11 protein-coding genes are annotated in these 23,879 nt (G+C 70.4%); 1 reads left to right on the forward strand and 10 read right to left on the reverse strand.

Translation table 11 applies throughout. The features are described 5' to 3' along the window. Positions 1 to 7 precede the first annotated feature (7 nt). The 3 genes from AD72_RS00335 to AD72_RS00345 form a co-directional block, all read right to left on the reverse strand. Positions 8 to 8,806 (reverse strand): non-ribosomal peptide synthetase, encoded by an 8,799-nt coding sequence (locus AD72_RS00335; protein WP_031464285.1) that lies wholly within the window; start codon positions 8,804 to 8,806, stop codon positions 8 to 10. After that, positions 8,806 to 12,615: a non-ribosomal peptide synthetase gene (locus AD72_RS00340; RefSeq protein ID WP_031464286.1), complete on the reverse strand. Its 3,810-nt coding sequence runs from the start codon at positions 12,613 to 12,615 to the stop codon at positions 8,806 to 8,808. Before AD72_RS00340 ends, AD72_RS00335 begins: the two co-directional genes overlap by 1 nt. 402 nt (positions 12,616 to 13,017) lie before the next feature. Beyond that, the gene (locus tag AD72_RS00345; RefSeq protein ID WP_156364995.1) at positions 13,018 to 13,827 is read right to left on the reverse strand and encodes a hypothetical protein; all 810 of its coding nucleotides are present in this window, start codon (positions 13,825 to 13,827) and stop codon (positions 13,018 to 13,020) included. A gap of 117 nt (positions 13,828 to 13,944) precedes the next feature. Here AD72_RS00345 and AD72_RS36305 point away from each other — a divergent pair, with 117 nt between their 5' ends. Continuing rightward, positions 13,945 to 15,096 (forward strand): tetratricopeptide repeat protein, encoded by a 1,152-nt coding sequence (locus AD72_RS36305; RefSeq protein WP_031464288.1) that lies wholly within the window; start codon positions 13,945 to 13,947, stop codon positions 15,094 to 15,096. A 27-nt stretch (positions 15,097 to 15,123) separates the two neighbouring features. Here AD72_RS36305 and AD72_RS00355 read toward each other — a convergent pair whose 3' ends face one another. The 7 genes from AD72_RS00355 to AD72_RS00385 form a co-directional block, all read right to left on the reverse strand. Then, entirely contained in the window at positions 15,124 to 15,906 is a 783-nt protein-coding gene (locus AD72_RS00355; protein ID WP_031464289.1) for an FHA domain-containing protein, read from the reverse strand. Continuing rightward, positions 15,903 to 17,663, reverse strand: a complete 1,761-nt coding sequence (locus tag AD72_RS00360; RefSeq protein ID WP_037344410.1) for a serine/threonine-protein kinase — start codon at positions 17,661 to 17,663, stop codon at positions 15,903 to 15,905. Before AD72_RS00360 ends, AD72_RS00355 begins: the two co-directional genes overlap by 4 nt. Before the next feature lie 98 nt (positions 17,664 to 17,761). Further along, positions 17,762 to 18,553, reverse strand: a complete 792-nt coding sequence (locus tag AD72_RS00365) for a right-handed parallel beta-helix repeat-containing protein (protein ID WP_037344413.1) — start codon at positions 18,551 to 18,553, stop codon at positions 17,762 to 17,764. 24 nt (positions 18,554 to 18,577) lie between these two features. Then, positions 18,578 to 20,695: an iron ABC transporter permease gene (locus AD72_RS00370; protein ID WP_037344415.1), complete on the reverse strand. Its 2,118-nt coding sequence runs from the start codon at positions 20,693 to 20,695 to the stop codon at positions 18,578 to 18,580. 7 nt (positions 20,696 to 20,702) lie between these two features. After that, on the reverse strand, positions 20,703 to 21,677 hold the full coding sequence (locus AD72_RS00375; RefSeq protein ID WP_031464293.1) for an ABC transporter substrate-binding protein: 975 nt from the start codon (positions 21,675 to 21,677) through the stop codon (positions 20,703 to 20,705). A gap of 23 nt (positions 21,678 to 21,700) precedes the next feature. Continuing rightward, the gene (locus AD72_RS00380; RefSeq protein WP_031464294.1) at positions 21,701 to 22,528 is read right to left on the reverse strand and encodes an ABC transporter ATP-binding protein; all 828 of its coding nucleotides are present in this window, start codon (positions 22,526 to 22,528) and stop codon (positions 21,701 to 21,703) included. 85 nt (positions 22,529 to 22,613) lie between these two features. After that, positions 22,614 to 23,825 carry a hypothetical protein gene (locus AD72_RS00385; protein WP_231644691.1) on the reverse strand — a complete coding sequence of 404 codons (1,212 nt, stop codon included), beginning with the start codon at positions 23,823 to 23,825 and terminating at the stop codon, positions 22,614 to 22,616. Between the last annotated feature and the right edge of the window lie 54 nt (positions 23,826 to 23,879).

Here is a 23,879-nt window from a genome sequence, read left to right on the forward strand (position 1 = left end):
TTCCCTTCTACGGTCGGCTTTCGATGTGTCCGGCGAGCGTTTCCACATGCGGGGCGCGCATGATGCCGTAGTGGTCGGTGTCCAGTCCGCCCCATTCGCTGTCCTCGGGCAGGTGCACCCGCCAGCGCTGCCACTGCCGCCACGGTTCCGGTTTGGCGGGCAACCCGTCGACGGGGCGTTCGGCGAACCACATCCGGACCGGTGTCGCGCCGAGCACGGGCATCCGGTACGTGCTCATCGCCCGCAGGTTCGCCATGCAGCAGGCGGCGAGCCGGTCGGCGTAGCCGCTCGTGGTCTCCTCGCCGAGTTCCCTGGCGAACAGGGTCCGCAGCTGAGGCTCGTCGTAGGCGGCGTACTCCGGCCCGCCTTCCGGTGACGGCGGATCGAACAGGTGCAGCGAGCGGGCCGGGTTCCCATCGGCCTCGGCCTTCGCTGCCATCTCGGTGGCCACGAGCGCGCCGAAGGACCAGCCGCCGAACCGCCAATTCCATTCCGTGCCGGGGAATCGGGCGCGCAGCGCGGCATGGTAGCGCCCGGCACGCTCCCCGATCGTCCACTCCGGACCGTCCACCCCGCGCAGTGCGGGATCCGCGATGAGGCACACGGTCAGCGCCGGATCCAGGGCGCGTACCAGTTCCCGGTAGGCCTGAATGTCCCCGCCGACCGGGTGCACCAGGCACAACGCCGCGTCCCCGCTGCCCTGCTGCCACACCTCGATCGCGATGTCCTCGGTGCCCTGACCGCCGCCGAGTGCTTCGGTGACGGTCGCGAGCAGTTCGGTGAGCGTGACCTGGTGGCTGAGCTTGGACAGTTCGATGTCCACCCCGAGATGCCGTTTCACCTCGTCGATCAGTTCGAGCATGGTGAGCGAATCGGCACCGAGCTCGTAAAGCTGCGCTTCCGGGTCGAGTTCCTCGATACCGAGGGCGGCACACAGCTGGTCACGCAGCAGCTCCACCGGTTCGGCCGCGGATTCGGCCGCCGCCGGTTCGCTGCGCTCCTGCGCGGCGTAGAAGACCGGCGCCTCGTCCAGGTCGGTCGTGCACACCAGCAACCGGGGGAAACCGAGCGCGCAAGCGTTTGCCAGGGCCCGTTTCCCTTCGGCATCGGTGAGCCCGACGGCAAGATGCGCCCGGTGCCGCGCGTCGCCCTGCCTGGCCCGCACCGCCATTCCGCTCTCCGCCCATACATCCCAGTCGATGCCGATGCGTTCGGTGTCCCCGCTCTGCTGCTGGGCGAGCCCGTCCAGCAGTCCGGCGGCGGCCGCGTAGTCGAACTGGCCCGCGCCACCGAATTCGGCGGACATCGAGGAGCAATAGAGCGCGAGCGCGGGCCGGTGTTCCGCGATCAGTTCCTCGGTGAGCAGCGCAGCGCCGTGGTTCGCCGCCGTGGCCGCACGCGCGGTATCCGGGTCGCGTTCCCGGATCAGGCCGCCCGCCGCGACCCCGGCCGCGTGCACCACGGTGGCCAGCCGGTCGGTGTGCCCGCCGATCCGCGCGGCGAGTTCCCCGGTATCCGCTCCGGCGAGGTCGCCATGGATCAGCGTGACGCGCCCGGTGAAGGGGCGCAGGGATTCGGGCAGCCGCGGATTTCTGGACAGCAGCAGCACCCGTCCTTCGCCCTGCTCGAGCAGCCAGGCGGCGATGGCGCTGCCGATGCCGCCGGTTCCGCCGAGCACCAGATGGTCACCGTCCGGAATGGACAGTCCCGGCCGTTCCGTGCCCACCCGCACGGGCGCGGTTTCCGGTTTCCACCAGTGCCTGCCGCGCAGCGCCAGCCGCCCGGATTCGCCCGGCAGCGCGGCGATCGCGGTGGCCGCGGCCGGAGTGAGTTCGGCACCCGGCAGGTCGAGCCAGAGCCCCGCACCGTGGCCTTCCTGGGCGGGGACCACACCGGCCCCGGCCAGCAGTCCCGCTTCGGGGCGCCGCACCGGCCCGTCCACCGCCTGAGCCCGCGCGGAAAGCCACACCATCCGCAGCCGCGGTGCCGCCTGGTACAGCGCAGCGGTGCTGTCCAGGCAGGCGATCCGCGCCTGCGCGAGGCCGGCCGCGTCCACCGGCCCGCGCAGTTCCAGGGGCAGGGCGTTGATCAGGTCGATGCCCTCACCCTCGGGATCGCCGAGCGCGGTGCACAGCGCGCGCAGCGATTCCGGATCGGCGGCGACCCGATAGTCATCCGCCCCGAGCCGGGCGAAGGACTCGGCCACTCTGGCGAACACCACCCTGCGATAGCCTTCCGCGAACGCGCCGCGGACCTCCTCCGCGATGGATTGCCCGCTCAACAGCACCAGTGTGCGGTCCCGCGGCCGCGGTGTTCCGGTGCGCCGGAACCGCGTCCACACCGGCTGGTGCAGCCATGCGGATTCCGGCAACCGCTCCGGCCAATCGTCCACAGTGGACTTCGGCCGCACACCGTCGTATTCGGCGAGGTCGAACCGCGGCGGCGGGAAATTCCAGGGCGCGGGTGCCGGACCGTTCGCCGCGATCCCCTTCCCGGCAAGCCATGCCTCGGCGAGCCCGGCCGCGGATGCCGCGCCGGGCACGGTTTCCGCGACCGGGTGTACCTCGACGGGTTCGGCCGTGCGCAGTGATTCGGCGCTGTGCCCGGCGATCCGCCAGCGCAGCGCGGGACGTCCCGCCTGCAGATGCCGGGCCACCGCGGGAAACGAGTCCGGTTCGACATCCAGGTAGTCGGCGATCGCGGCCGCTTCGGCGCGCGCGGCCGCCGCACTGTTCGCCGAGACCGGCAGCATCGGGGTGGCCTGTGCCGGTGTCACCGGATCACCGGATTCGAGCACCACGTGGGTGTTGGTGCCACCGATGCCGAAGCTGCTCACCGCGGCGATTCGCGGTCGGTTCTCCGGCCAGGGCAGGCATTCCACGGGCACGGTGAACGCGGCGAGATCCGCGGCGAGTTCCGGACCGGGACCGGTGAAGTTCGGCGTCGGCGGAAGACAACCGTGGTGCACGGCGAGCGTGGCGCGGATCAGGCCCACGACACCGGCGGCGGCGCCGAGATGACCGAGCTGACTTTTCACCGAGGACAGCGCGCAGCCGTGCCCTTCGGTGATGCCGAGCGCCGAGCGCAGCGCACCGACCTCGACCGGATCACCGAGCCGGGTGCCGGTTCCGTGCGCCTCCACATAGCCGATCTCCGCGCCGCTGCGCCCGCTCCTGCGCAGCGCGGTCTTGATGACCTCGCGCTGCCCCGCCGCGGATGGCGCGCTGTAGCTCTGTTTGGCCGCGCCGTCGTTGTTCACCGCGGAACCGGTGAGCACCGAATACACCGTGTCCCCGTCCCGGCGGGCGAGCCGCAGCGGCTTCAGCACCACGACCCCGACCCCACTGCCCCCGACGGTTCCGTCGGCGTCCGCGCTGAACGGGCGGCAGTGCCCGTCCGGGGAGAAGATGTGCTGGGCCCGGTAGCGATACCCCTCGCGCAGCCCGGGATCGACCAGCACTCCCCCGGCCAGCATGACCTCGGCCTCCCCACCGCGCAGCAGCCCGGCGGCCAGGTGCACCGCGAGCAGCGAACTCGAGCAGGCGGACTGCGCGGTGAACGCGGGCCCGGTCAGGCCGAGGTGATAGGCGGCCTTGGTGGCGAGGAAATCCTTGTCGTGGTGCTGGGCCATGGCGAACTCGTCCGGCAGATCGTCCACCTCCCGCAGCAGCCGCTGGAAGTAGGTGTTCTCCCCGCATCCGGCGATCAGGCCGATACTCCGCTGCCCCGGATCGGCGATTCCGGCGTGCGCGAGCGCTTCCACACAGCGCAGCAACAGCTGCCGCTGCTGCGGGTCCATCAGCTCGGCGTCCCGCGGGCTGATGCCGAACCGGGCCGGGTCGAACTCCAGCGGGCCGTCCAGCTGACTGCGCGCGCCCACGAGCCCATCGGCGGCCGGGAAGTGTTCGATGCCCTCGCGCCCGCTCGTGGTGAGCTCCCAGAACTCGCCGAGATCGCGCGCACCGGGCAGCCGGACGGCCATGCCGATCACCGCGATCGGTTCCCCCGCACTGAACGATTCCGGTTCCATGGCCGGGGTTTCGGTGGGTTCGGTGTCCATGGACCGGGCCAGTGCCCGGATCGTGACGTGTTCGAACAGTTCGGCGATGGTGAACCGGGTGCCGAGCTCGGTGGCACAGAGCAGCTGGAACCGCATCAGGGCGAGGCTGGACGCGCCCGCCTCGAAGAAGGTCTGCTCCGGTCCGATCGGGCGTCCGGTCACCGCTTCGAAAACCGCCGCGAGCTCGGCCTCGCGTGCGGAGACGGGTTCGGCGACCGCCGCGCGGCGCAGTTCCACGCCCGGTGCCCGCAGTGCCGCCTCCCGGTCCAGTTTCCCGCTCGGGGTGCGCGGCAGCTCCTCGAGCACCCGGAACCGGTCCACCCGCAGATAATCCGGCAACAGCCCGGAAAGGTGTTCGGTGATCGAGGCGACGTCCGGCACGCGTTCGGCGCACCGCAGGCAGGCCACCAGCCGGTCCCCGTCGGCGACGGCCACCGCCCCGGTGATGTCCGGGTGTCGCAGCAGCGCCGCGTCGATCTGCTCCAGTTCCACGCGGTAACCGCTGAGCTTGACCTGTTTGTCCATCCTGCCCAGGTAATGCAGCAGGCCGTGTTCATCGAACCGCGCGAGATCCCCGCTGCGGTAGCACAGGCCGGTTCCGGGCAGCTCGGTGAACCGTTCCCGGTGCTCCTGCCCGAGATAGCAGTGCCATGCGGGCAGCCCGCCGATCAGCAGTTCCCCGGCCCGCCCAGCGGGAAGCGGCTGACCGCCCTCGTCCACCACGTGCAGCACCGTGCCCGCGACCGGGGAACCGATGGCGGGGCGTTCCGGCCAGTCCGCGGGATCCCCATCCAGGCGCAGCGCGCTCACCACGTGGGTTTCGGTCGGGCCGTAGTGATTGTGCAGGCGCGCCCCGGGCATTCCGGCGAACCAGTCGCGCACCGCCTCGGTGCACACCAACTGCTCCCCCGCGGTGATCACATCCCGGAGCCGGGCGGGATAGCGACCGAGGTACGCCCCGTGTTCGGCCAGCAGCCGCAGCGCCACCGCGGGCAGATGGATGCGCTCGATTCCCGCCGTGTCCAGATGTTCGAGCAGCGCGGGCAGATCGGTGCGCAGTTCCTCGCGCACCAGATGCAGGGTTCCCCCGGTGCACAGGGTGGCGTAGATCTCCTGAAACGAGACGTCGAAGGAGAGCATGGAGAACTGCTGGGTGTGCGCCGGTGCGCCGAGGCCGCCGTGTTCCTCCTGCCAGCGCAGCAGATTCACCAGGGTGCGATCGGGAACCCGCACACCTTTGGGCTTTCCGGTCGAGCCCGAGGTGAACAGCGTGTACAGCGGCCGGTCCGCGTACCGCGGGCCGACCTTGGTCCCGGTGTCCACCAGCCGCACCGGGTGACCGGGCACCGCGCCGAGTTCGATTCCGCGCTCGGTCCCTGGACCGAGCAGCACGCACAGCGGCCGGGTCTGGTCGAGGATGTCGCGCAGCAGCGCGGGCGGATAGGCCGGGTCGAGTGGCACCGCGGTGAGGTTGAGCCGGGCGAGTGCGAGCAGGGCGACCACGTGCTCGACCGAAGGGGCGCAGTGCAGCGCGACATGGCACGGCCCGTCCGGGATGGAGTGCCGTGCCAGGATTTCCCCGGCGAGCCCGCAAGCGTAGGCGTCGAGTTCGGCATAGCTGACCTCGCGCCCGCCCGCGTTCAGCGCCACCGCGTCCGGGGTGCGGGCCAGCTGCGCGGCGAACCGGTCCGCGATGGTCTCCCCGTGCCTGCCCGGATGGGGAGAACGCCCCGGTTCGGGCAGCCTCGCGCGGTACGGCGCGGCGAACTCGGCCGCGCTCGTGCGCCCGCCCATGGCCTCGAGCACGGCCTCGAACTGCGCGCCGAGCGCGGAAACCTCGGCCTCGGCGAAGGCTCCCTCGGCGTACTCCCACAGGCAGTCCAGGCCGTGTTCGCGTTCGATCACCGAGACCGTCATGGGGCATTTGGCCTCGGCCGGTGCGGGCCATTCCGGTTCGGTTACGCAGCCGGAAAACCGCAGTGCGCCGAAGTCGGTGTTCTCCAGGACGAACAGGAAATCGAACGGGGACTCACCCGCGATGCCCGCTTCGAGTACATCGGCGAACGCGACATCCTGGCGATCGAGCACCGCGCGGGTGTCCGCCCCGATGCGGGCGAGCAGTTCGCGCAGCGGCAGATCCGGATCCACGTGCGCGGGCAGCAGCACGGTGTTGGCGAACATGCCGACGCTGTGCTCGAATTCGGCGATCGGCCGGTTCGCCGCCGGGGCCGCGATCCGCGGACGGCTCATTCCGGTCACCGCGTACAGGCTCACCGCGAAGGCGGCGAGCAGCAGTTCGAACCGGGTCAGGCCGGACTCGGCGCAGCGCGCGTCGATCAGTTCCACGGCCGCCCCGTCGAGTTCCGTGCAGCGCAGCCGCGCCCGGGAGGTACCGCCAGCCAACGGTTCCCCGGCCGGTTCCCGGTTCGCATAGTGCTCCAGCAGTGCGGTGCGCTCGCCGCGATAGGCCGCGGAGCCGAACCAGGCGGACTGCCAGTGCGCGTGGTCCACGGGTGTGGGTGCCCTCGTGTCATCCGGTTCGGCGCCCGCATAGGCCCGGGACAGTTCGGTGAACAGGACGTTGAGCGACCAGCCGTCCACCGCGATGTGGTGCATCCGCAGCAGCAGGATGGCGCCGTCTTTTTCCGGGATCAGGGCCGCTTCGAACATCCTCGGTGTGCCCAGATCGAACGGCCGCTCGAGGAAATCCGCTTCCGGTTCCGCGATCAGCGGATCGTAGGGTTCGCCGTGCACTTGGCGCAGACCGCCCGGTCCGGCCCGGAACCCGGTGCGCAGTGCCGGAAACCGGCGCACGAGCCCGCCGAGGGCGTGCCGCAGCGCGGAAGGGTCCACGGTGCCGCGAATCCGGAACCGGAAGCCGATGTTGTACGCGGCCGAGCCCGGATTCCGTTGCTGGAACAGCCAGAGCCGGTGCTGCTCGCTCGTGGCGGGCCCGGATTCCGCACCGGAAACGGTCGCCCGCGGGTACCCGCTCGCCGGGTTCTCGGCGAGCGCCTCGGCGATATCCCGGAAACTTCCCCGCAGCACGGCAGCCTGGCTCGGCTCGCGGCCGAACCGCTCGCGCAGGGCGAACCGCAGGCGCAGCGCGCTCAGCGAATCCCCGCCGCTGGCGATCCAGCCGTCCTCGGCGCGCAGTTCCGCGCGGCCGAGCAGATCCGCGGCCAGTGCCAGCACCTCGGCGACCGGACCGTCCCCGGTACCGCCCGCGCGCACGGGCGCGCGTAATTCGGTCACCGCGGCCTGCTCCAGCGCGGCCTCGTCCACCTTGCCGTTCGCGTTGCGTGGCACCGAATCGAGCAGATAGCTGCGGTGCGGGCGCAGGAAGGCGGGCAGCTGTTCGGAAAGGTGCCGTTGGTAGTCCACAGAGGACAGTTCCGGATCGGCGACCAGATACGCGCGCAGTTCGAGCGGGCGATCCGGAGCCGGGCGGTGCGCGAGGACATGAGCCTGGCGGATCCGTGGTTCGGTGAGCAGCTGGCGCTCCACCTCGCCGGGTTCGATGCGGAACCCGCGCACCTTGACCTGACGATCGGTGCGGCCGCGGTAGGTCAGCAGGCCCTCGGTGTCCCTGGTGACGAGGTCCCCGGTCCGGTAGTAGCGGGTGCGCCCGCCGTCATGCCAGGGCAGCCGCACGAACTTCCGCGCGGTCTCCGCCTCCAGATTGCGGTATCCGTGCGCGAGCGCGGCACCGGACAGATAGAGCTCGGCCTCCTCGCCGGGCGCTGCGAGCCGTTCACCGTCCGGGTGCACGAGCAGCGTCCCAGTGCCCGGAAGCGGGCGCCCGATCGGCACCACGGCATCCGCGAAGTCCCTCGGGATCGGGTAGCTCAGCGCGAAGGTGCTGGTCTCCGTAGGCCCGTACCCGTTGTAGAGCTGGGTGCGGCTTTCCGGATTGTTCGCATACCACCGCCGGATCGTCTCGGCGCTGAGCTGTTCGCCGCCGATCAGCAGTTGCCCGGTGTGCGCGAAACACGCCGGTTCGGCATCCACGACCGCGTTGAACAGCGCCGAGGTCATCCACAGCGTGTCGATGCGCTCGCGCACCAGCGCCTCGGCGAGATCGCGCGGGGTCTGCACGAGCTCGTCGGGGAAGACCACGCAGGTGCCCCCGGTCAGCAGCGGTACCCACACCTCGAAACTGAGCGCGTCGAAGGCCGGATTGGCGCACCACGCGAACCGCATCCCCGCCGCGAGCCGGATGTAGCCGGGCTCGGCGAGCCGCAGCACGCCCGCATCGGGTACCCGGACCCCTTTCGGATTGCCCGTCGTCCCGGATGTGTAGAACAGGAACGAGGAATCCGCGGGCGCCGGCACCGGCCCGGGCTCCGGAACCGGACCGCCGAGCAGTTCGGCAACCGGGATTCCGCGCACCGGCTGCGGCAGCTCCTCCGGCGGCTGGTCGCCGTGGATGACCGCGACCGAGCCGGAATCGGTGAGCATGTGCCGCCGCCGGGCCGCCGGGCTCGCCGTGTCCAGCGGGACGAGCTCGGCGCCGAGCCGGAGCACACCGAGCATCGCGCACACCAGCCGCCAGCCGCGCGGCAGCGCCACCGCGACCGGATCACCGGCCCGGATTCCCTGCCCGGCAAGGCGTTCGGCGAGCAGTGCCGCGGTGGCGTCCAGCTCGGCATAGTTCAGGTTCCGCTCGGGATCGGCGACGGCGAGCGCTTCCGGGGTGCGGGCGGCCTGTGCGTGCACCCCGCCCGCCACACTGGTGACCGCCATCAGCGCTGCCCGAGCAGTTCGAGTTCCGCGGCGATCCGCTTGGCCACGTTCGGCAGCTCGGCGCTCTCCAGTACATCCCAGTGTCCGCAGTGCAGCGCCTCGGTCAGGAACTCCCCCTCGGCGCGGCGGCGCCAGCTCTCCCGCATCGCTTCGAGATCGGTCTCGGCCTCGTCCACGGCTTGCAGGAACACCAGCCGGGCCGCGCTCGATCCGGGGTCGTAGGCCTTGGCCGTCATCCGGTTGTGGTTGTACACCTGGTGATACCGCGCGATCTGGCTGTCCTCGATGCCCGGATACATCCCGTTGAACCGCACCAGTTTCTCCCGGAACTCGGCGAGCTCGACCGGTTGCACGGCCGCGCGCGCCGCCGGATCCCCGGCCAGATTCGTGTCCAGCAGCACCACGCTGACCGAATGCCCGCGACGGGCCAGCCGCGCGCCCATCTCGTGGGCCACGAGACCGCCATAGGACAGCCCGCACAGGACGATCAGCTCATCGCGACCCGGTGCGATCAGGCGCAGGTATTCCTCGGCCATCTCCTCGACACTGGCAAGGGGCTGCTCGCCCGCGTTGAGCCCCGGCGACTGGATACCGTGCACCGCAACGTGTTCCGGGAGGGCGCTGCTCAGCGGCAGATAGCAGAACGCGGTACCGCCCGCAGGATGCACGCAGACCACGCGTTCCCTTCCGGTTCCGGAGCGGAACTCGATCAGGTTGGCGTCCTCGCCCGGTTGCGCGTCCCGGCGCAGCAGCGCGGCGAGGCCCTCGATAGTGGGGTGCAGCAGGATCTCCCGGACGGGCAGCTCGCGGCCGAACTGTTCGCGCACCGCGCCGGCCACCTTGATCGCGGAGACCGAGCTGCCGCCGAGGGCGAAGAAGTCGTCCGTGATGCCGATGTTCTGGTGCAACAGGAGATCCCGCCAGATCCGGTAGAGCGCGAGCTCCACGTGGTCACGCGGGCTTTCGGTGTTGACCTGTTCCGGGGCGGACCCGGCGCGCTCCAGCAACGCGACCCGGTCGGCCTTGCCGCTGCGGTTGAGCGGAATCCGTTCCATGGTCAGGAAAACCGCGGGGATCATGTATTCCGGCAGCCGCTCGGCCAGTGCCGCGCGCCACTGCTGCTCCGGCTGTTCCCCGGTACCCGCGAGCGCGGCGATGAGCCTTCCCTCCCCGGATGCGGACCGGTCGGCGAGCACCACGGCATCGGTGACCCCGGGCAGTTCGCGCAGCGCAGCCTCGATCTCGCCGGGTTCGATGCGGAACCCGCGCAGTTTGACCTGCGCGTCCGCCCTGCCGAGGTAGGTGGCCGCGCCATCGGGCAGCCAGCGGGCGAGGTCCCCGGTGCGGTACATGCGTTCCCCGGGGACGAACGGATCGGCGAGGAAACGGCTCGCGGTCGCCCCCGGGTCGCCGTGATAGCCGCGGGCGAGGCAGGCCCCGGCGAGATAGACCTCACCGGCCATCCCGGGCGGCACCGGACGCAGCCGCTCGTCGAGCAGGTACAGGCGGGTGCCGGGCACCGGGCGCCCGATCGGGGTGGCCCGGTGCAGCGGGCGTGGTTCGGTGTGGGCGGTGCTGTACAGCGTGGCCTCGGTCGGGCCGTATCCGAAGCAGATCCGGATCCCCGGCTGCGCTTCCGCGATGGCGGCGAGCGCGGTCTCCTGGATGGATTCCACCCCGGTCAGCAGGGTGCGCATGGCGAGCCCGTGCAGCCGCCGCGGATCCTCGCCGAGCCAGGTGACATAGGCCGGAGGCAGAAAGGTGTCGCTGATCTGCCGGGCCCGCATCCAGTCGAGCAGCTCGGCCGGATCACCGCGCAGCCGCTCGGGAACGAGGTGCAGGCTCGCGCCGGTGGTCAGGGGCAGCAGGATCTCGTGCACGCTCGCGTCGAAACCGATCCCGGACCACGCCGAGCAGTTCCTGCCCTCCGGGGCGCCGAACCGGTCCACCCACTGGTCGAACAGGTTGCGCACGCTGGCCTGGGTGACCGCGACACCCTTGGGTTTCCCGGTCGAGCCCGAGGTGTAGATGACGTACGCCAGATCCAGGTCTCCGGTGGCGGGCGCGGGCGGGCTGGTCGCCGCGCCGCGGTCTTCGAGTTCGGTCAGGGCGAGCCAGCCGGGCCGCGGCTCGGTGCCGTGCTGCAGCACGGCGGCCGCCCCGGCGTCCTCGACCATGGTGGCCAGCCGTTTCGGTGGCTGCCCCGGATCGAGCGGCAGGAACGCGGCACCTGCCTTGAGCACGCCGAGGATGCCGACCACGAGTTCCGGGCAGCGGCCGGTGTGCAGGCCGACCACATCGCCCCGGCCGATGCCGAGTTCGCCGAGCGCGCCCGCCAGCCTGCCGGACCGCCGGTCGAGGCTCGCATAGTCGATCCGTTCCCCATCGGCTTCCACGGCGATGCGGTCCCCGTGCGCGCGCACCTGTTCGGCGAACCGTTCGAGGATCCCGCCGGGCAGCGCGGGAGCGGGCGCGGTGCGGCACTGCCCGTCGAGCAGCGCGCGGGTTTCCGCCGCGTCCAGCAGCGGCAGTTCGTCCGCACGGCGTTCCGGATCCCGCACCAGTTCGGTGAGCAGCCGCCGCAGCAGCCGCTCGTGACCGGCCGCGGTCTCATGGTCGAACAGCGCACTGGCGTAGTCGAGGCTCCCGGAGAGCACGGGCCCCTCGTCGGCGATGCTCAGCGCGAGATCGAACTTTGCCGGGGCGACCGGGATATCGAGCGGTTCCGCGCTGATCCCCGGCATCTCGAGCAGCCCGTGCATGCTCGGCACCCAGGCGAACATGGCCTGGAACAGCGGGGCGTGTGCCGCGCTGCGCGGTGGGTTCACCGCCTCGACGACCCGGTCGAACGGCAGCGCGCCATGGCTGAGCGCCTCCTTGAGCACCCGGTGGGTGCGGCGCAGCAGTTCGCTCCCGCTCGGTGCTCCGGCGCGGTCCACCCGTAGCGCGACCGTGTTGACGAAAAACCCCATCAGATCGGCGATATCCGCGTCGCGCCGGTTCGCGATCGGAGCCCCGATGACCGCTTCGGGCTGGTCGGCGAGCCGGGAGAGCAGGAGTCCCCATGCGGTGAGGATGGTCGAGTAGAGGCTCACGCCCGTGCGTTCGGCGAGCGCGCGCAGCTCGGAGGTCAGCTCCTCGTCGATGTGGATGAGCACGCGCCCGCCCCGGTAGTCCTGCTCCGCGGGGCGCGGCCGATCGCTCGGCAGTTCCAGCAGCGCCGGTGCCCCATCGAGCTGCTTCGTCCAGTAGGCGAGCTGTGTTTCCGGTTCCGGACCGGCCAGCCAGTCCTGCTGTCGGCGCGCGTGCTCGGCATAGCTGTGGTGCAGCGGAGCCAGCGCGGGCGCCTCCCCGCGCTGTGCCGCCGCGTAGCACTTCCCGAGCTCGCGCAGCAGAATATCGCGCGACCAGCCGTCGAAGACGATGTGATGCAGGGTGATGATCAGCACGGACCGCTGTGGTTCGAGGGTCGCGATCCGGGCCCGGGCCAGCGAGGCACCGGAGAAATCGAACGGGGTTTCGGTCTCCTCCGTGAGCAGTTCGGCCACGGAGGAGACCGATTCCTCGACGGTGCAGGGAAATCCGGAGTCCGGCGGCCCGATCAGCTGACGGGGGCCGTCCTCGGTCTCCGCGATCCGGGTACGCAGCGGGGCGTGCCTGGCGGCCAGCATGTCCAGCGCCTCGAGGAGCGCCGTGCGATCCAGTGGCCCGCGCAGTTCGAACGCGAGCAGCTCATTGTACGCGCTTTTCGCGTTGTCCAGCTGGGCGAGCAACCACAGCCGCTGCTGCACAGGCGATAACGGCGCCACTTCTGCGTGTTCCGAACGAATGTCCTGACCCTGGTGCTTGACGTGTGTCGACAAACCGGCCTTCCCAGACGCGTCACCGGACCATGGCGCGGCACCTTCCGAGCGCGCGTCGACTCCGGCGACGTCGGGGAGGTCGATGGCAGGAACGGAACGTGGCGGCACCAGCCCACCATGTTTGTGCATGCCCCCGGCGAATGTCAACGGCACACCGGAAAGATTGCCGTTCACCACATTATTGACAAATGACCAACGCGGATTTTTCCTGTTTCCCGCGAAGATCTTCCGGTTGTGATGATGTGATCACGCAAAGTGCCCTCTTGCCGGTCCGGTACACCGGGTCACCCGGGTAATTCGTACTGTGACCGAGGAATCGGCTCGGGAATCGGCTCGCGCACCGCGCGCTCAGAGCCGGTGGTAGGTGCGGCCGGTGTCGTCCTCGGGGTGACCGTGCGAGGTGAGGAAGTAGTTGGGGCCACGGCGCTGAACGCTCTCCGGTGGCGGGAAAACACCGGTCAGATCGGCACGGACGAAGAACGCGTTGGCCCCGGCCATTTCGCAGTGCACCAGCCGATAGCCCTTGTCGGCGGCAAGCCCGGTCAGGGCACCGAGCGAGGCGCCGAAGAACGCGGTGCCCGACCAGGGTTCGGTACCGGGCGGCTGGACCAGTTTTTCCTCGGGCGAAAGGGCGGAATTGTATTCGATGACGAGTGCGCGGGGACGATAATCGTGCAACGCTTCCCAAATCCAGTAGTCACCGCCGTCGATATCGATCGAGACGACATCCGGTTCCGCGGGCACCTTTCCGATACCGAAAAGCTCCTCGACCCGATCGGGAGTGACGGTGGCGTGCAAAGTGCTCACCGCCTGGTTCCAACGGTATTTCTGATGGAGCAGGTGATGGTGCGCCGGGTCGGCCTCCATGAACAATCCGTGCCAGCCGAGGACATCGGCGAGCGCGACGCAGTTCCCCTCCCGGCCGGATTCGACACCGAACTCGACGAACCAGCGGCCGGTGACACCGATCCGGCGCAGGATTTCGGCGAGCACGCCGTCCTCGCCGTTCTGCGAGAAGAGCCGGTATTCGTAACCGGTGAGCGCGGTTTCCCCGTCCACGCTGCCGGGATGCGTGCCGATCCGGCGGGCCCGGCGCATGTACTCCGGGAGCGCGGCGTACACGGCATCGGCCTGACGCCTATCCGACTCGGTGAACACGGCGACACTGTAGCAACACCGCACCACCTGGCGGGTCGTTCGCCGGGACCGGTCCCGAACGGTTCCGGTACTCCTGTTCCGTGCCACCGTTCGCCCCTCCGTTGGTGTGAGGAGACCATGACTGCGGAATTCGCGGAACTGCTCGACCGGGTCCAGCGGCGGCTGGACGGCTATCGACGGGCACCCGGAACGCGATCGGTGCTGGACAGAAGGGCGCTCGCGGAGGCGGACGAGCTGTGGCGGGCCATGCGGTCCGAGGACACCGAGCAGACCCGTTCGGCCCGGCGTGCCCTCGCGCAGCTGCACATGTACCGGGCGACGGCGCTGCCGCAGGAGGACTGGTATCCCGAGCTCGCGCACGCGATCGTCTGTCTGGCCCCGGTGGCCAGGGAGATCGAGGCGGTCCCCACCGGGCTCGGCCCGCTGCTCGGCCCGGCCGCCGATGCCGACCATCAGGGCGACCTCGGCGCGGACCTGTTGCGGCACAATACGGACACCGCGGATCCACGGCTCGTCGACGCCGCCATCATCCTGCTCGAGGGCGCCGTCCTGGCGACCCCGGAGCGCCATGCCCGGCGCCCGGCGAGATTGTCGAATCTGGGCAACGCCTACTTTCAGCGATACCGCCGCTGCGCCGATCCCGCCGATCTCGACCGCGCCATCGGATCCGTCACCCAGGCCACCGACCACGCGGGCCGGGGGCACCCGAACCTGGCCGAATTCCGCCTCATGCTCGGCGATTTCCACCGGGAGCGGTACCGCAACGGCGGGGCCGCCGCGGATCTGCACCGGGCGATCGAGCTGCTGGAACGGTCCCGGTCGGCGCTGCCCGCTGGACACGCACTGCACGCGATCCTGTCCGCCAAGACGGGCAGCGCGTACCTCGAACGCTATCTGCGCACCCCGTCGGACGGCGGCCTCACGCAGGCGATCGAGCTGCTCAGTGCAGGGCTCGCCGAGGAAACCGCGACAGACCCCGGGCACCTGCAGGACCTGGCGCGCGCCTGCTACCTCCGGTTCCTTGCCGGGCACCGGATGGCCGATCTGGACGCCGCCATCGAGGCCGGTGAGCGGGCCGTCGCGGCGACCCCGGACGAGGACGCCGTACTGCCGTGGCGGCTGGAGGAACTGGCCCGCGCCTACGAGGAGCGCCACCACCACAGTTCCTCGGCGCTCGATCTGGAGCAGGCGCGCCGGTGTTCCCGCCGCGCGGCGACACTTCGGCCTCGGCGCCGCCGCTGGCCCTGGCGCCGCGAACGCGAACGCTGATCCTGCCGCGAGTCAGGGGGCAACCCGCTAATCGATGAGCGCGCCGAGCGCTTCCAGGTCACCGGGCACGATCGTGGTGGACAGCACCAACTCGGTCAACAGGTTGTGGTTGAGCGAATTCCCGACCGGCTCCCCCACTTCCTCCCGGGTCAGCCCGGTGACACCGGTGCGGGCGAGCCTGCCGCGGATACCGGCGACGAGATGCTCGACCCGTTTCGCCGTCCAGCCCTGTCCGGGTTGCAGATCGGCGAGCGCGGCCGCGGCCTGCCGCCAGGCGAGCGGCTGCGGATTGGCCTCGTGGTAGAGGTAACGCTGACCGAGCACGACGACGGCGAGCTTTTCCTTCTCCGAAAGGCGCCAGATGCTCGGCGGCTGGGTGAGGTCGGCGTGTTTGGAGCGGGGCCGCTGGTCGAGGTTGCCGACCACGAACAACTCGAGCAGATGTTCGCGCCCCGAGGAACCGCGCAGGAACAGCGGGGCGTAGCCGTCCCCGAGCGGTACCGGCTCCCCGCCGGGATGCAGCCAGACCGAACCGGGCAACCGGATCGGCAGTCGTCCGGTGTTGTGCAGCCACCACCGCGTACCCGCGTAGTCGAGCTGCCCGTGCCGCCTGCTCACCCTGCGGTCGTCCTCGCCGACGCAGATGTGCACATCCGGGCGGTTGCGGCCGAAGTAGAGCCGTCGTCCGTCCTTCGGTGCCATGGTCAGCCCGCCGCACAGGCTGAGCGCGAACAGGGTACCCGGCGCGGATTCCGGTACCCCGGCCGCGAGCGTCCTGTCCACTCCGGACAGTGGAAATTCCCGTGTCATGACTGCTTTCCCGGGAGGTTCGGCGCGGCGGCACCGGCGAGTGTTCCGGCATACCCGCACAGTCTCCGTTGCGGGAGTTCGCCGCGCAGTTCGACGTCGAGCAGTTCGTTCACCGGATCGGCGTTCGCGTCGTGCACGGTGCGGTTGACCAGTTGCACGGCGCAGGTCCCCTCCCCGTCGAATTCGGTCCGCAACACGGCCGGGTGCCCGGCGAGCCGCATCGGGGTGCCGTCCGCCGCGCTGAACGGTTGATCGTGGTCGTAGGACAGCCGCAGGCTCAGGTGTTCGGTGGTGCTGTCCCAGGAACAGTCCCAGCCGACGTAGCCGCGGTCCGGATCGTTCGCGTCGATCCCGGGAACGGTACCGAGCGCCTTCGCGTCCAGCAGGGTGCACGCGTCCACTGTGGCCAGTGACTCGGCGGGGAATCGCCGCTGCCCCAGCCGGTTCTCGTTCAGCACCCGCAGCGCGGTTCCGGTCGCGGTGTCCGCCATGGCGCAGAGCCGGTCGTCGGTGGCCTCGTCGAGTTTCGCCGTGACATCCACCCCGGTCCGGCCGGGAAGCAGGATCGTGCGCTCACACTGCTCGCTCTGCCCCGGCTGGTCCACCACCCGCAGCGCGCCGACCTCGCGCACGGCACCGGAACGCTGACGAGCCTTGTCCCCCTCGGTGAGCTGCACCTCCACGTCCACGCGCGCGGATCCCTTGGTGACCAGCACATCGCAGCGATCGAAGTTGCCGTACAGCGGGTCCTGTTCGGCCGTCCCGAACCGGCCGAGGGCGCGCACATCGGTGAGCGAGCAGGGATCCGCGCTGTGCCGGTCCCCGAGTCCCGGCGGGTTCGCGGCCGCCGGGTGTTCGGTTCCGCCGCTGCCGCGCACCAGTTCCACGACGCCGAAGGCCACGATCACCACCAGCGCGACCGCGGCACCGGCGGCGAACCCACGGCGGCGCGGCACGAAACGCCGGTGCGGCGCGGTGCCCGTGGGCTGTCCGAGGCGCTCGGCGACGGCGGTGGCCTCCGGTCGCCGCCCGGGATCCTTGCGCAGCAACTCGGTGAGCAGCCTGCCGAGTTCGCCGTCCGCCCGGCGCGGGGCGAGCATCCTGGCGCGCGCCGCACGGCCGAGCAGCTGCGCCGCGGCCTCGGCCTCGCCGTACGGGGAGGTTCCCTCGGCCGCGTAGAACAGCGTGGCACCGAGCGAGAACAGATCGGATGCCGGGCTCGGCCCGCCGCCCTTGACGAGTTCGGGAGCGAGATAGGCGGGGGTTCCGATGATCTCCGCACCGGTCAGCGTGGCATCCGCCCAGTCGGCGCGCGCGATGCCGAAATCGATGAGCTTCGCCGTCCCGTCCTCGGTGAGCAGCACATTGCCCGGTTTCACATCGGCGTGCACGGTGCCCGCACGGTGCAGTGCGGCGAGCGCGTCCGCCAGCTGGGCGCCGATGGTGCGGACCTCGGTTCCGGAGAGCGGCCCGGTCTCCAGTACCCGGTCGCGCAGGCTCTTCGCCGGAAGGTACTCCATGACCAGCCACAGATCGCCGTCCTCGCGGAGCACGTCGAAGAGGGTGACCAGGTGCGGATGCTGCAGCGTGGCGGCCGCCTTCGCCTCGCGCAGCGCCCCGGTGCCGCCGGTGTGTGCGCGCTTGAGCGCGACCGTGCGGTCCAGTTCCAGATCGGTGGCCCGCCACACCATCCCCATACCGCCCGCCCCGACCTCGTCCTCGAGCCGGTAGCGGCCGGCGATCAGCTGGCTCCGCACCGCCGCGCCTCCCTCCTACGGCGCGTGTTACGCCGTACGGGCTAGGTTCAGCGGATCACGTTACTGCATGAGCACGGGCCGTGGGCAGTCGCGCGCGGTTACGGATCGCAACCCGGTTCGGGGCCCTGATAGCTCTCCCGCGAGGAGTCGTCGATACCGACCTCGCAGCCGATGGACGGGTCGAGTCTGTTGTCCCGCACGTGCGCCCCGGTGGACCCGTTCTGCAGGCCGATCGCGTGATCCGGCCCTGCGGCCCAGGTGTTCCCGGTGATCGTCAGCCGTTGCACATCGTCGATCATCACGGTCTGCGAGGCTTTCCTTGTCTCGCAGAAATTGCCGGTGAACCGCCAATCCTGCGAGGTCCCCTCCTCGCTGCCGTCACCGGCCGCGGAGTTCGGGCCCTCGGCCATCAGGCACATGTTGTCGATCCGTTCGCAACGGTTGCCGTCGATGGTGACGTTCCGGCTGGCCACGTCCTGGTCATCGGTCGCGAAGGTCTGCATGCAGTCGGCGTGCGCCCCGGTGCTGTTGTCGGTCCTGCTGATCGTGTTGTGCAGGATCCGGATGCCGTCGCCGAAGAACCGCAGCCCGTCGCCGTCCCCGCCGTGCGGCGCGGTGATCGTGTTGCCCTGCACCGTCACCCCGTTGCCGTGCACCTCGATCCCCGGGGCGGACGGCCGGTCGAGTACGTAGTTCCGCACGATCACGTTGTCCGCGGCCACATCGATGCCGCCGGCCCGGTGCCCGTGACCGTCGTAGACCTTCGGCTCGTCCGGCGAACCGCCCTCGGTGATCCGCAACCGGTCCCCGTGCGGCGCGGCGATCGCGACCGCGGGCCCGATGAGCGCGGCCCCGGTGAGCACCAGAACGCCCAGTGTTCTCCTGATCATGTGCTTCCCCTGTCTGCCGTTCGGTCACCGCGAGGCTAGGGCCCCGGTCCGGGACCGCTCCCGGGAAGCGCGCGGGCGCGGCACCCGGAAACCGCGGGTGCGGTGCAGCAGCCAGACGAAATAGGGGGCGCCGATACAGGCGGTGACCAGACCTGCCGGGAGCTGGGCCGGGGCGATCACGGTCCGGCCGAGCAGGTCCGCGAGGCACACCAGGATGCCGCCGAGCAGGGCCGCGACCGGGAGACTGCGCGCATGCCTGCGCCCGATCAGTGCCCGTGCGGCGTGCGGGGCCATCAGGCCGACGAACGAGATCACCCCGGCACCGGCGACCGCGGTTCCGGTCAGCAGCACCGCGCACACCAGGGCGATGAGCCGGGTCCGCGGCACCGGAACACCGAGCACCCGGGGCGTTTCCTCGTCCAGCGAAAGCAGGTCGAGCTCGCTGCGCAGCCGCACCAGGACCGGTGCCACGAGCAGCACCGCGGCCGCCATCGGCATCAGCTGCTCGAAGGTCCGGCCATAGGTGGATCCGCCGAGCCAGGTGAGCGCCTTGGTCTGGTTCCACGGATCGGTCAGCGTGATCAGCACGGTGACCAGTGCCTGGCTCGCGGCCTGCGCGCCGAACCCGATCAGCACGAGCTGTTCCCCGGCGAAACCGCGCTTGGTGGACAGCGCCACGACCAGTGCGGTCACCAGTGCGGCACCGATCCCGGCGAACCCGGTCTGCGCCCAGAAACCGATGCTGGGCACGATCGTGATCGCGGCGACCGCGCCGAGGCTGGCCCCGCCCGCGACACCCAGGATTCCGGGCTCGGCAAGGGGATTGCGGGTGAGCGTCTGGATGAGCGTGCCACCGATGGCCAGGCAGGCACCCGCGAGCAGCGCCGCGAACACCCGGGGAAGGCGGTTGTCCAGCACGCTGCGCACGATCGGCCCCGCCTGACCGCCGAGCCAGTTGCCGATATCGCCGAGCAGCAGTTTCGCGTCCCCGAGCAGCGCGGCGGCCAGCACCACCCCGACGACCGCGGCGAGCAGCACGACGAGCGTGCAGGTGAACCGGAACCGGGACACCCTGCCCGCGACCCCGGCCGCCGGTGGTTCCACCGCACCCGAACCACGCGCCGAACGCGCCAGGGTCACCAGGAAGAACACCCCGAGCAGGGTCGTGACCACCCCGGCGGGGACCTCGAGCGCACCCTGCGCGCCGATGATCGCCCGCAGCAGCACATCCGAGCCGAGCAGCAGCGCGGCACCGACCGCGGCGGAGAACGGGATCGCGGCGATGTGCCGGTGCAGGCCGCGCACCGAACGGGAGAGCAGCCGCACCAGTGCGGGCGCGGCGAGACCGACGAACCCGATCGGCCCGGTCAGCGTCACCGCACACGCGGCGAGCAGCACCGCGAGCAGGATCGCCGTCCCGCGCACCAGCCCCACCCGGACACCGAGGCTGCGTGCCTGGTCGTCCCCGAGCCGCACCAGATCGAGCCTGCGGGACAACAACAGCAGCGCGGCGAAGGCCAGCACGACGACCGGGGCGAGCATCCGGATCCCGCCGAGCCCGTTCTGCGAAAGCGATCCCGCTCCCCAGGCGAACAGGCCCTGGGTCCGCTGGGAGAACAGCACCAGCAGCATCGAGGTCACCGAGCTCATCGCGAGTGCGATCGCCGTGCCCGCGAGCACGAGCCGCACCATCGCGGTGCCACCGGTCCCGGCGAGCGCGAGCACCAGCACGGCGGTGGCCAGCCCACCGGCGAAGGCCACCCCCACCGTGCCGAACAGCGGGAAGGAAACGCCGGTCACCGCGACCGCGGTGACCGCGAGATAGGCGCCCGCGTTGACCGCGAGCGTGTCCGGGGCTGCCATGATGTTGCGGGTCACCGATTGCAGCGCCGCGCCCGCGGTGCCGAGCGCGGCACCGACGAGCAACGCGACGAGCAGCCGGGGCAGCCGCGATTCCAGCACGACCGCGGTATCGGTGCCCGAACCACCGCCGAACACCAGCCGCAGCACATCGAAGGCGTGCACCGCGGCCGTTCCCTGGGTGAGGTGCACGATCGCGCCGAGTACCAGCAGCACACCCAGCCCGACGCCCAGGAACAGCAGCCGCGACCACTTGGCGGGCGCGGCACCGTCGAGATCCACCGCGCGGCTACTTCTTGAGCGCGGCGACCGCGGCGTCGGCGTACTGCTGCATGGACTTCGGCCCGCCGAACATCCACAGCGAGTCCGGAAGTCGTTGCACCTTCCCGTTCTTGACGAACGGCAGACCCTTCCAGATCGCGTTGTTCGCCAGTTCCTCGGTGAACGGGTCGCCCTCGGAATCATTGGCCGAGTACCAGAACCGCGCATCGGGCAGCCGGGTCAGTCCCTCGACATCGGCCTTGCCGAGGCCGTAGGCGGGATCACCGGTCATCGGCCACGGGTTGTCCAGGCCGAGCCGCGCGAACACCTCGGAAACCTGCGAACCCTTGGTGTACGGGCGGATCGTGACCGTTCCGGAGGCGACATAGGCATCCGCGAACGCCACCTTCTCCCCGTTCGCGCCGAGCCCCTCCACGGCTTTGCGATCCTCGGCCAGTTTCGCGTCGAACTCGGATTTCAGTTGCGTGGCACGCTTTCCGGTTCCGGTTGCCGTGGCGATCGTGTTCAGCCCATGGAACATCGTGCCGATCGAATCCTTGAGGTCCCCGCCCTTGATGACGACCACCGGGAGCTTCGCCTCGATCTGTGCCAGCGCGCTTTCCGGGAGACCTTCGGTGACCACGACCAGATCCGGCGCCAGGGACATCAGCGTGTCCAGACTCGGTTCACCGCGGGTTCCGATATCGGTGACCGCGCCCTTCAGCGGTGCCGCGCTGACCCACTGCCCGTACCCCTTCGGATCGGCGACCCCGACCGGCATCACCCCGAGCGAGACCAGATCCTCGACCGCGTTCCATTCCGTTGCCACGACCCGTTTCGCGGTGTGCGGCAGCCGCACCGTCTTGCCGCGGGAATCGGTGACCGTGACCGGCGCACCGGTGTTCTCCGGCGAGCCCCCGCTGGGCTTCTCGGTGGTGCCGCAACCGGCGAGTGTGACGGCGGCGAGCAGCAGCGCGCCGAGAATTGCCTTGGTACTACGCATTTTTCTCCTGTTTCCGGGGGCGATCAGGCTGGGGTGCGCGCGTTGAACCGGCCGAGCGCGCGGGTGCGGATACGCCCGTCCACCGGATCGGTCCGCACATCCACGTGAATGTCGTAGGCGCGGCTGAGATTGTCCGCGGTCAGTACCTCGTCCGGTGTTCCCTCCGCGGTGACCCGGCCCTGCTCCAGCAGCAGCACCCGGTCGGCCACCGCCCCGGCCTGGTCGAGATCGTGCAGGACAACGCCCACCCCGACGCCGTGTTCATCGGCGAGATCGCGGACCAGGTCCAGGATCTCGACCTGATAGCGCAGATCCAGGAAGGTCGTCGGTTCGTCCAGCAGCAACAGCGCGGTGTCCTGGGCGAGACAGCTCGCCAGCCAGGCGCGCTGAGCCTGGCCACCGGAAAGCGCGCGCACCGGCCACTCGGCGAGCGCGGTGAGCCCGGTCGCCGCCATCGCGCGCCGCACCGCGGCCGCTCCGCCCGGATCCTGCCCGCGCAGCCGCGAACGGTGCGGATGCCTGCCGAACTCCACCAGTTCCTGGACCGAGAGCCCATCGGGAGTGGTGCGGTGCTGGGAAAGCAGGGTGATCCGGCGTGCCAGGTCCGTTGTGGACAGCGCACGCAGATCCGTACCGTCGGCGAACCCGATCTCCCCGGAAACCGGCCGGTGCAACCGGGCGAGCGCACGCAGCAGCGTCGACTTGCCGCTGCCGTTGGGGCCGATCAGCGCCGTGACCGTGCCCGCGGTGAGCGAGATCGAGGCCGCGCGCACCACGACGTCGCGGCCATAGGCGATATCGACCGCGCGGGTGCTCAGGCCGTCGATGCCGGGATGCGGGGAAGCGGACACTCCAGCAGACTAAGGAAAGGCTTACCTAAAGAACAAGGTGCTGCTGATCACCGAGAACGCTGTGCGGCGCCGCCGACACGGCGCGTCAACGCCGTTGCAGTGCCTTGAATTCGTCGAGCCACGCGTAGTTGGGCGCGGGGGAACCGTCCGCGAGCGGGCGCACCGTGCGCGAGGCGAACAGGCTGTTCAGCAGCCAGGGTTGCTTGTCCGGGCCGAAGTTCTCCGACATGGCGGCGTCCGGGCTCACCCCGTAGGTGGCCACGGCGAGCCTGCCGGTGGCGCGGAACTTCTCCGTCTGATCGCGCAGGAAGTTCCTGTTGTTCTCGAACCACGGGCTGGTGCGCAGCAGGTCGTACCACCGCTGCTGGGCGAACGGCTTGTCGAGCGCGTTCTTGATGACCTGCCACACCTTGGTGTCCGGCCGGACGTGGTACTTGGCGGCGTACTCGGCGCTCACCCGGTCGGTGAGATGTTTCTGCCAGAGGTGCACCAGGGAGAACTCGGTGGCGAGGAATTTCTTGTCCGGGCCGAGCCGCGCGCGGACGTAGTCGAGGTAGGTATCGACACCGGCCGGGTCCCCGACGTGCGGGTGGATGTCGGTGCCCGCGATCTCCGGGGTGTCCCGGACGTAGGACATCCAGCGTTCGGTGCCCTTGCCGATCTCCCCCGGCTCGTCGAGTTTGGTGAGCGCGCCCAGATACAGCGCCGTCTTGTCCCCGCCTTGATGCGCGGCCCGGGTTGCGATGACATGACCGGCGACGGCCTCGTAGAACTCGTTGAGCGCACCGTTGTTCCGGTCCGGGCGCGGACATTCGATGAACGGCTCATTGCCGAGCACCAGAATGTTCACCTTGCCGAGCACCGCATCCAGCACCTTGTCCAGGCGGGCGAACTCCGCCTTCATCGCCTCGGAACCCTTACGTGGCAACGGCTTCCCACGGTTCGGGAAATACGGGAACTTCAGCGAGAGCACGGTTCCGTAGCCGTGCGCACCGGCGCGCAGCAGGGTACCGATCGCACGCGACCGCGCGGGATTCGCCTTGTCCGCATCGGGCATCGCGAAGAACCCGCGCACCCACGTCGCCTCCGCGGCCCCGAGCTCACCGAAAAGGTTCTCGCTCGGGGCGCCGTTGAAGTTCGCGCCGAGTACCCCGTCCGGCGCGGGCGCGTGCACCCGCCGGACGGGGTCAGCGCTGCCCGGCTTGCCGGGCAGCGAGTTACAGGCCGTGACGCCGAATGCGCCGAGCCCCGCGAGCATGGGCACCTGGAGCAGGCGGCGCCGGGACAATCCACTCATCCCCGGACCCTCTCAGCCGCACCGTGAAATCCCTATCTGTCCCGGTCGCGGCGC

The sequence above is a fragment of the Sciscionella sediminilitoris genome (assembly GCF_000737195.2).
Taxonomy (GTDB): Bacteria; Actinomycetota; Actinomycetes; order Mycobacteriales; family Pseudonocardiaceae; genus Sciscionella; species Sciscionella sediminilitoris.

Bases quoted from the DNA above. Each gene is read 5' to 3' on its own strand.
- AD72_RS00365 (WP_037344413.1), bottom strand. From the start codon at position 18,553: ATGATCAGGAGAACACTGGGCGTTCTGGTGCTCACCGGGGCCGCGCTC.
- AD72_RS36305 (WP_031464288.1), top strand. From the start codon at position 13,945: ATGACTGCGGAATTCGCGGAACTGCTCGACCGGGTCCAGCGGCGGCTG.
- AD72_RS00335 (WP_031464285.1), bottom strand. From the start codon at position 8,806: ATGGCGGTCACCAGTGTGGCGGGCGGGGTGCACGCACAGGCCGCCCGC.
- AD72_RS00375 (WP_031464293.1), bottom strand. From the start codon at position 21,677: ATGCGTAGTACCAAGGCAATTCTCGGCGCGCTGCTGCTCGCCGCCGTC.
- AD72_RS00385 (WP_231644691.1), bottom strand. From the start codon at position 23,825: ATGAGTGGATTGTCCCGGCGCCGCCTGCTCCAGGTGCCCATGCTCGCG.
- AD72_RS00355 (WP_031464289.1), bottom strand. From the start codon at position 15,906: ATGACACGGGAATTTCCACTGTCCGGAGTGGACAGGACGCTCGCGGCC.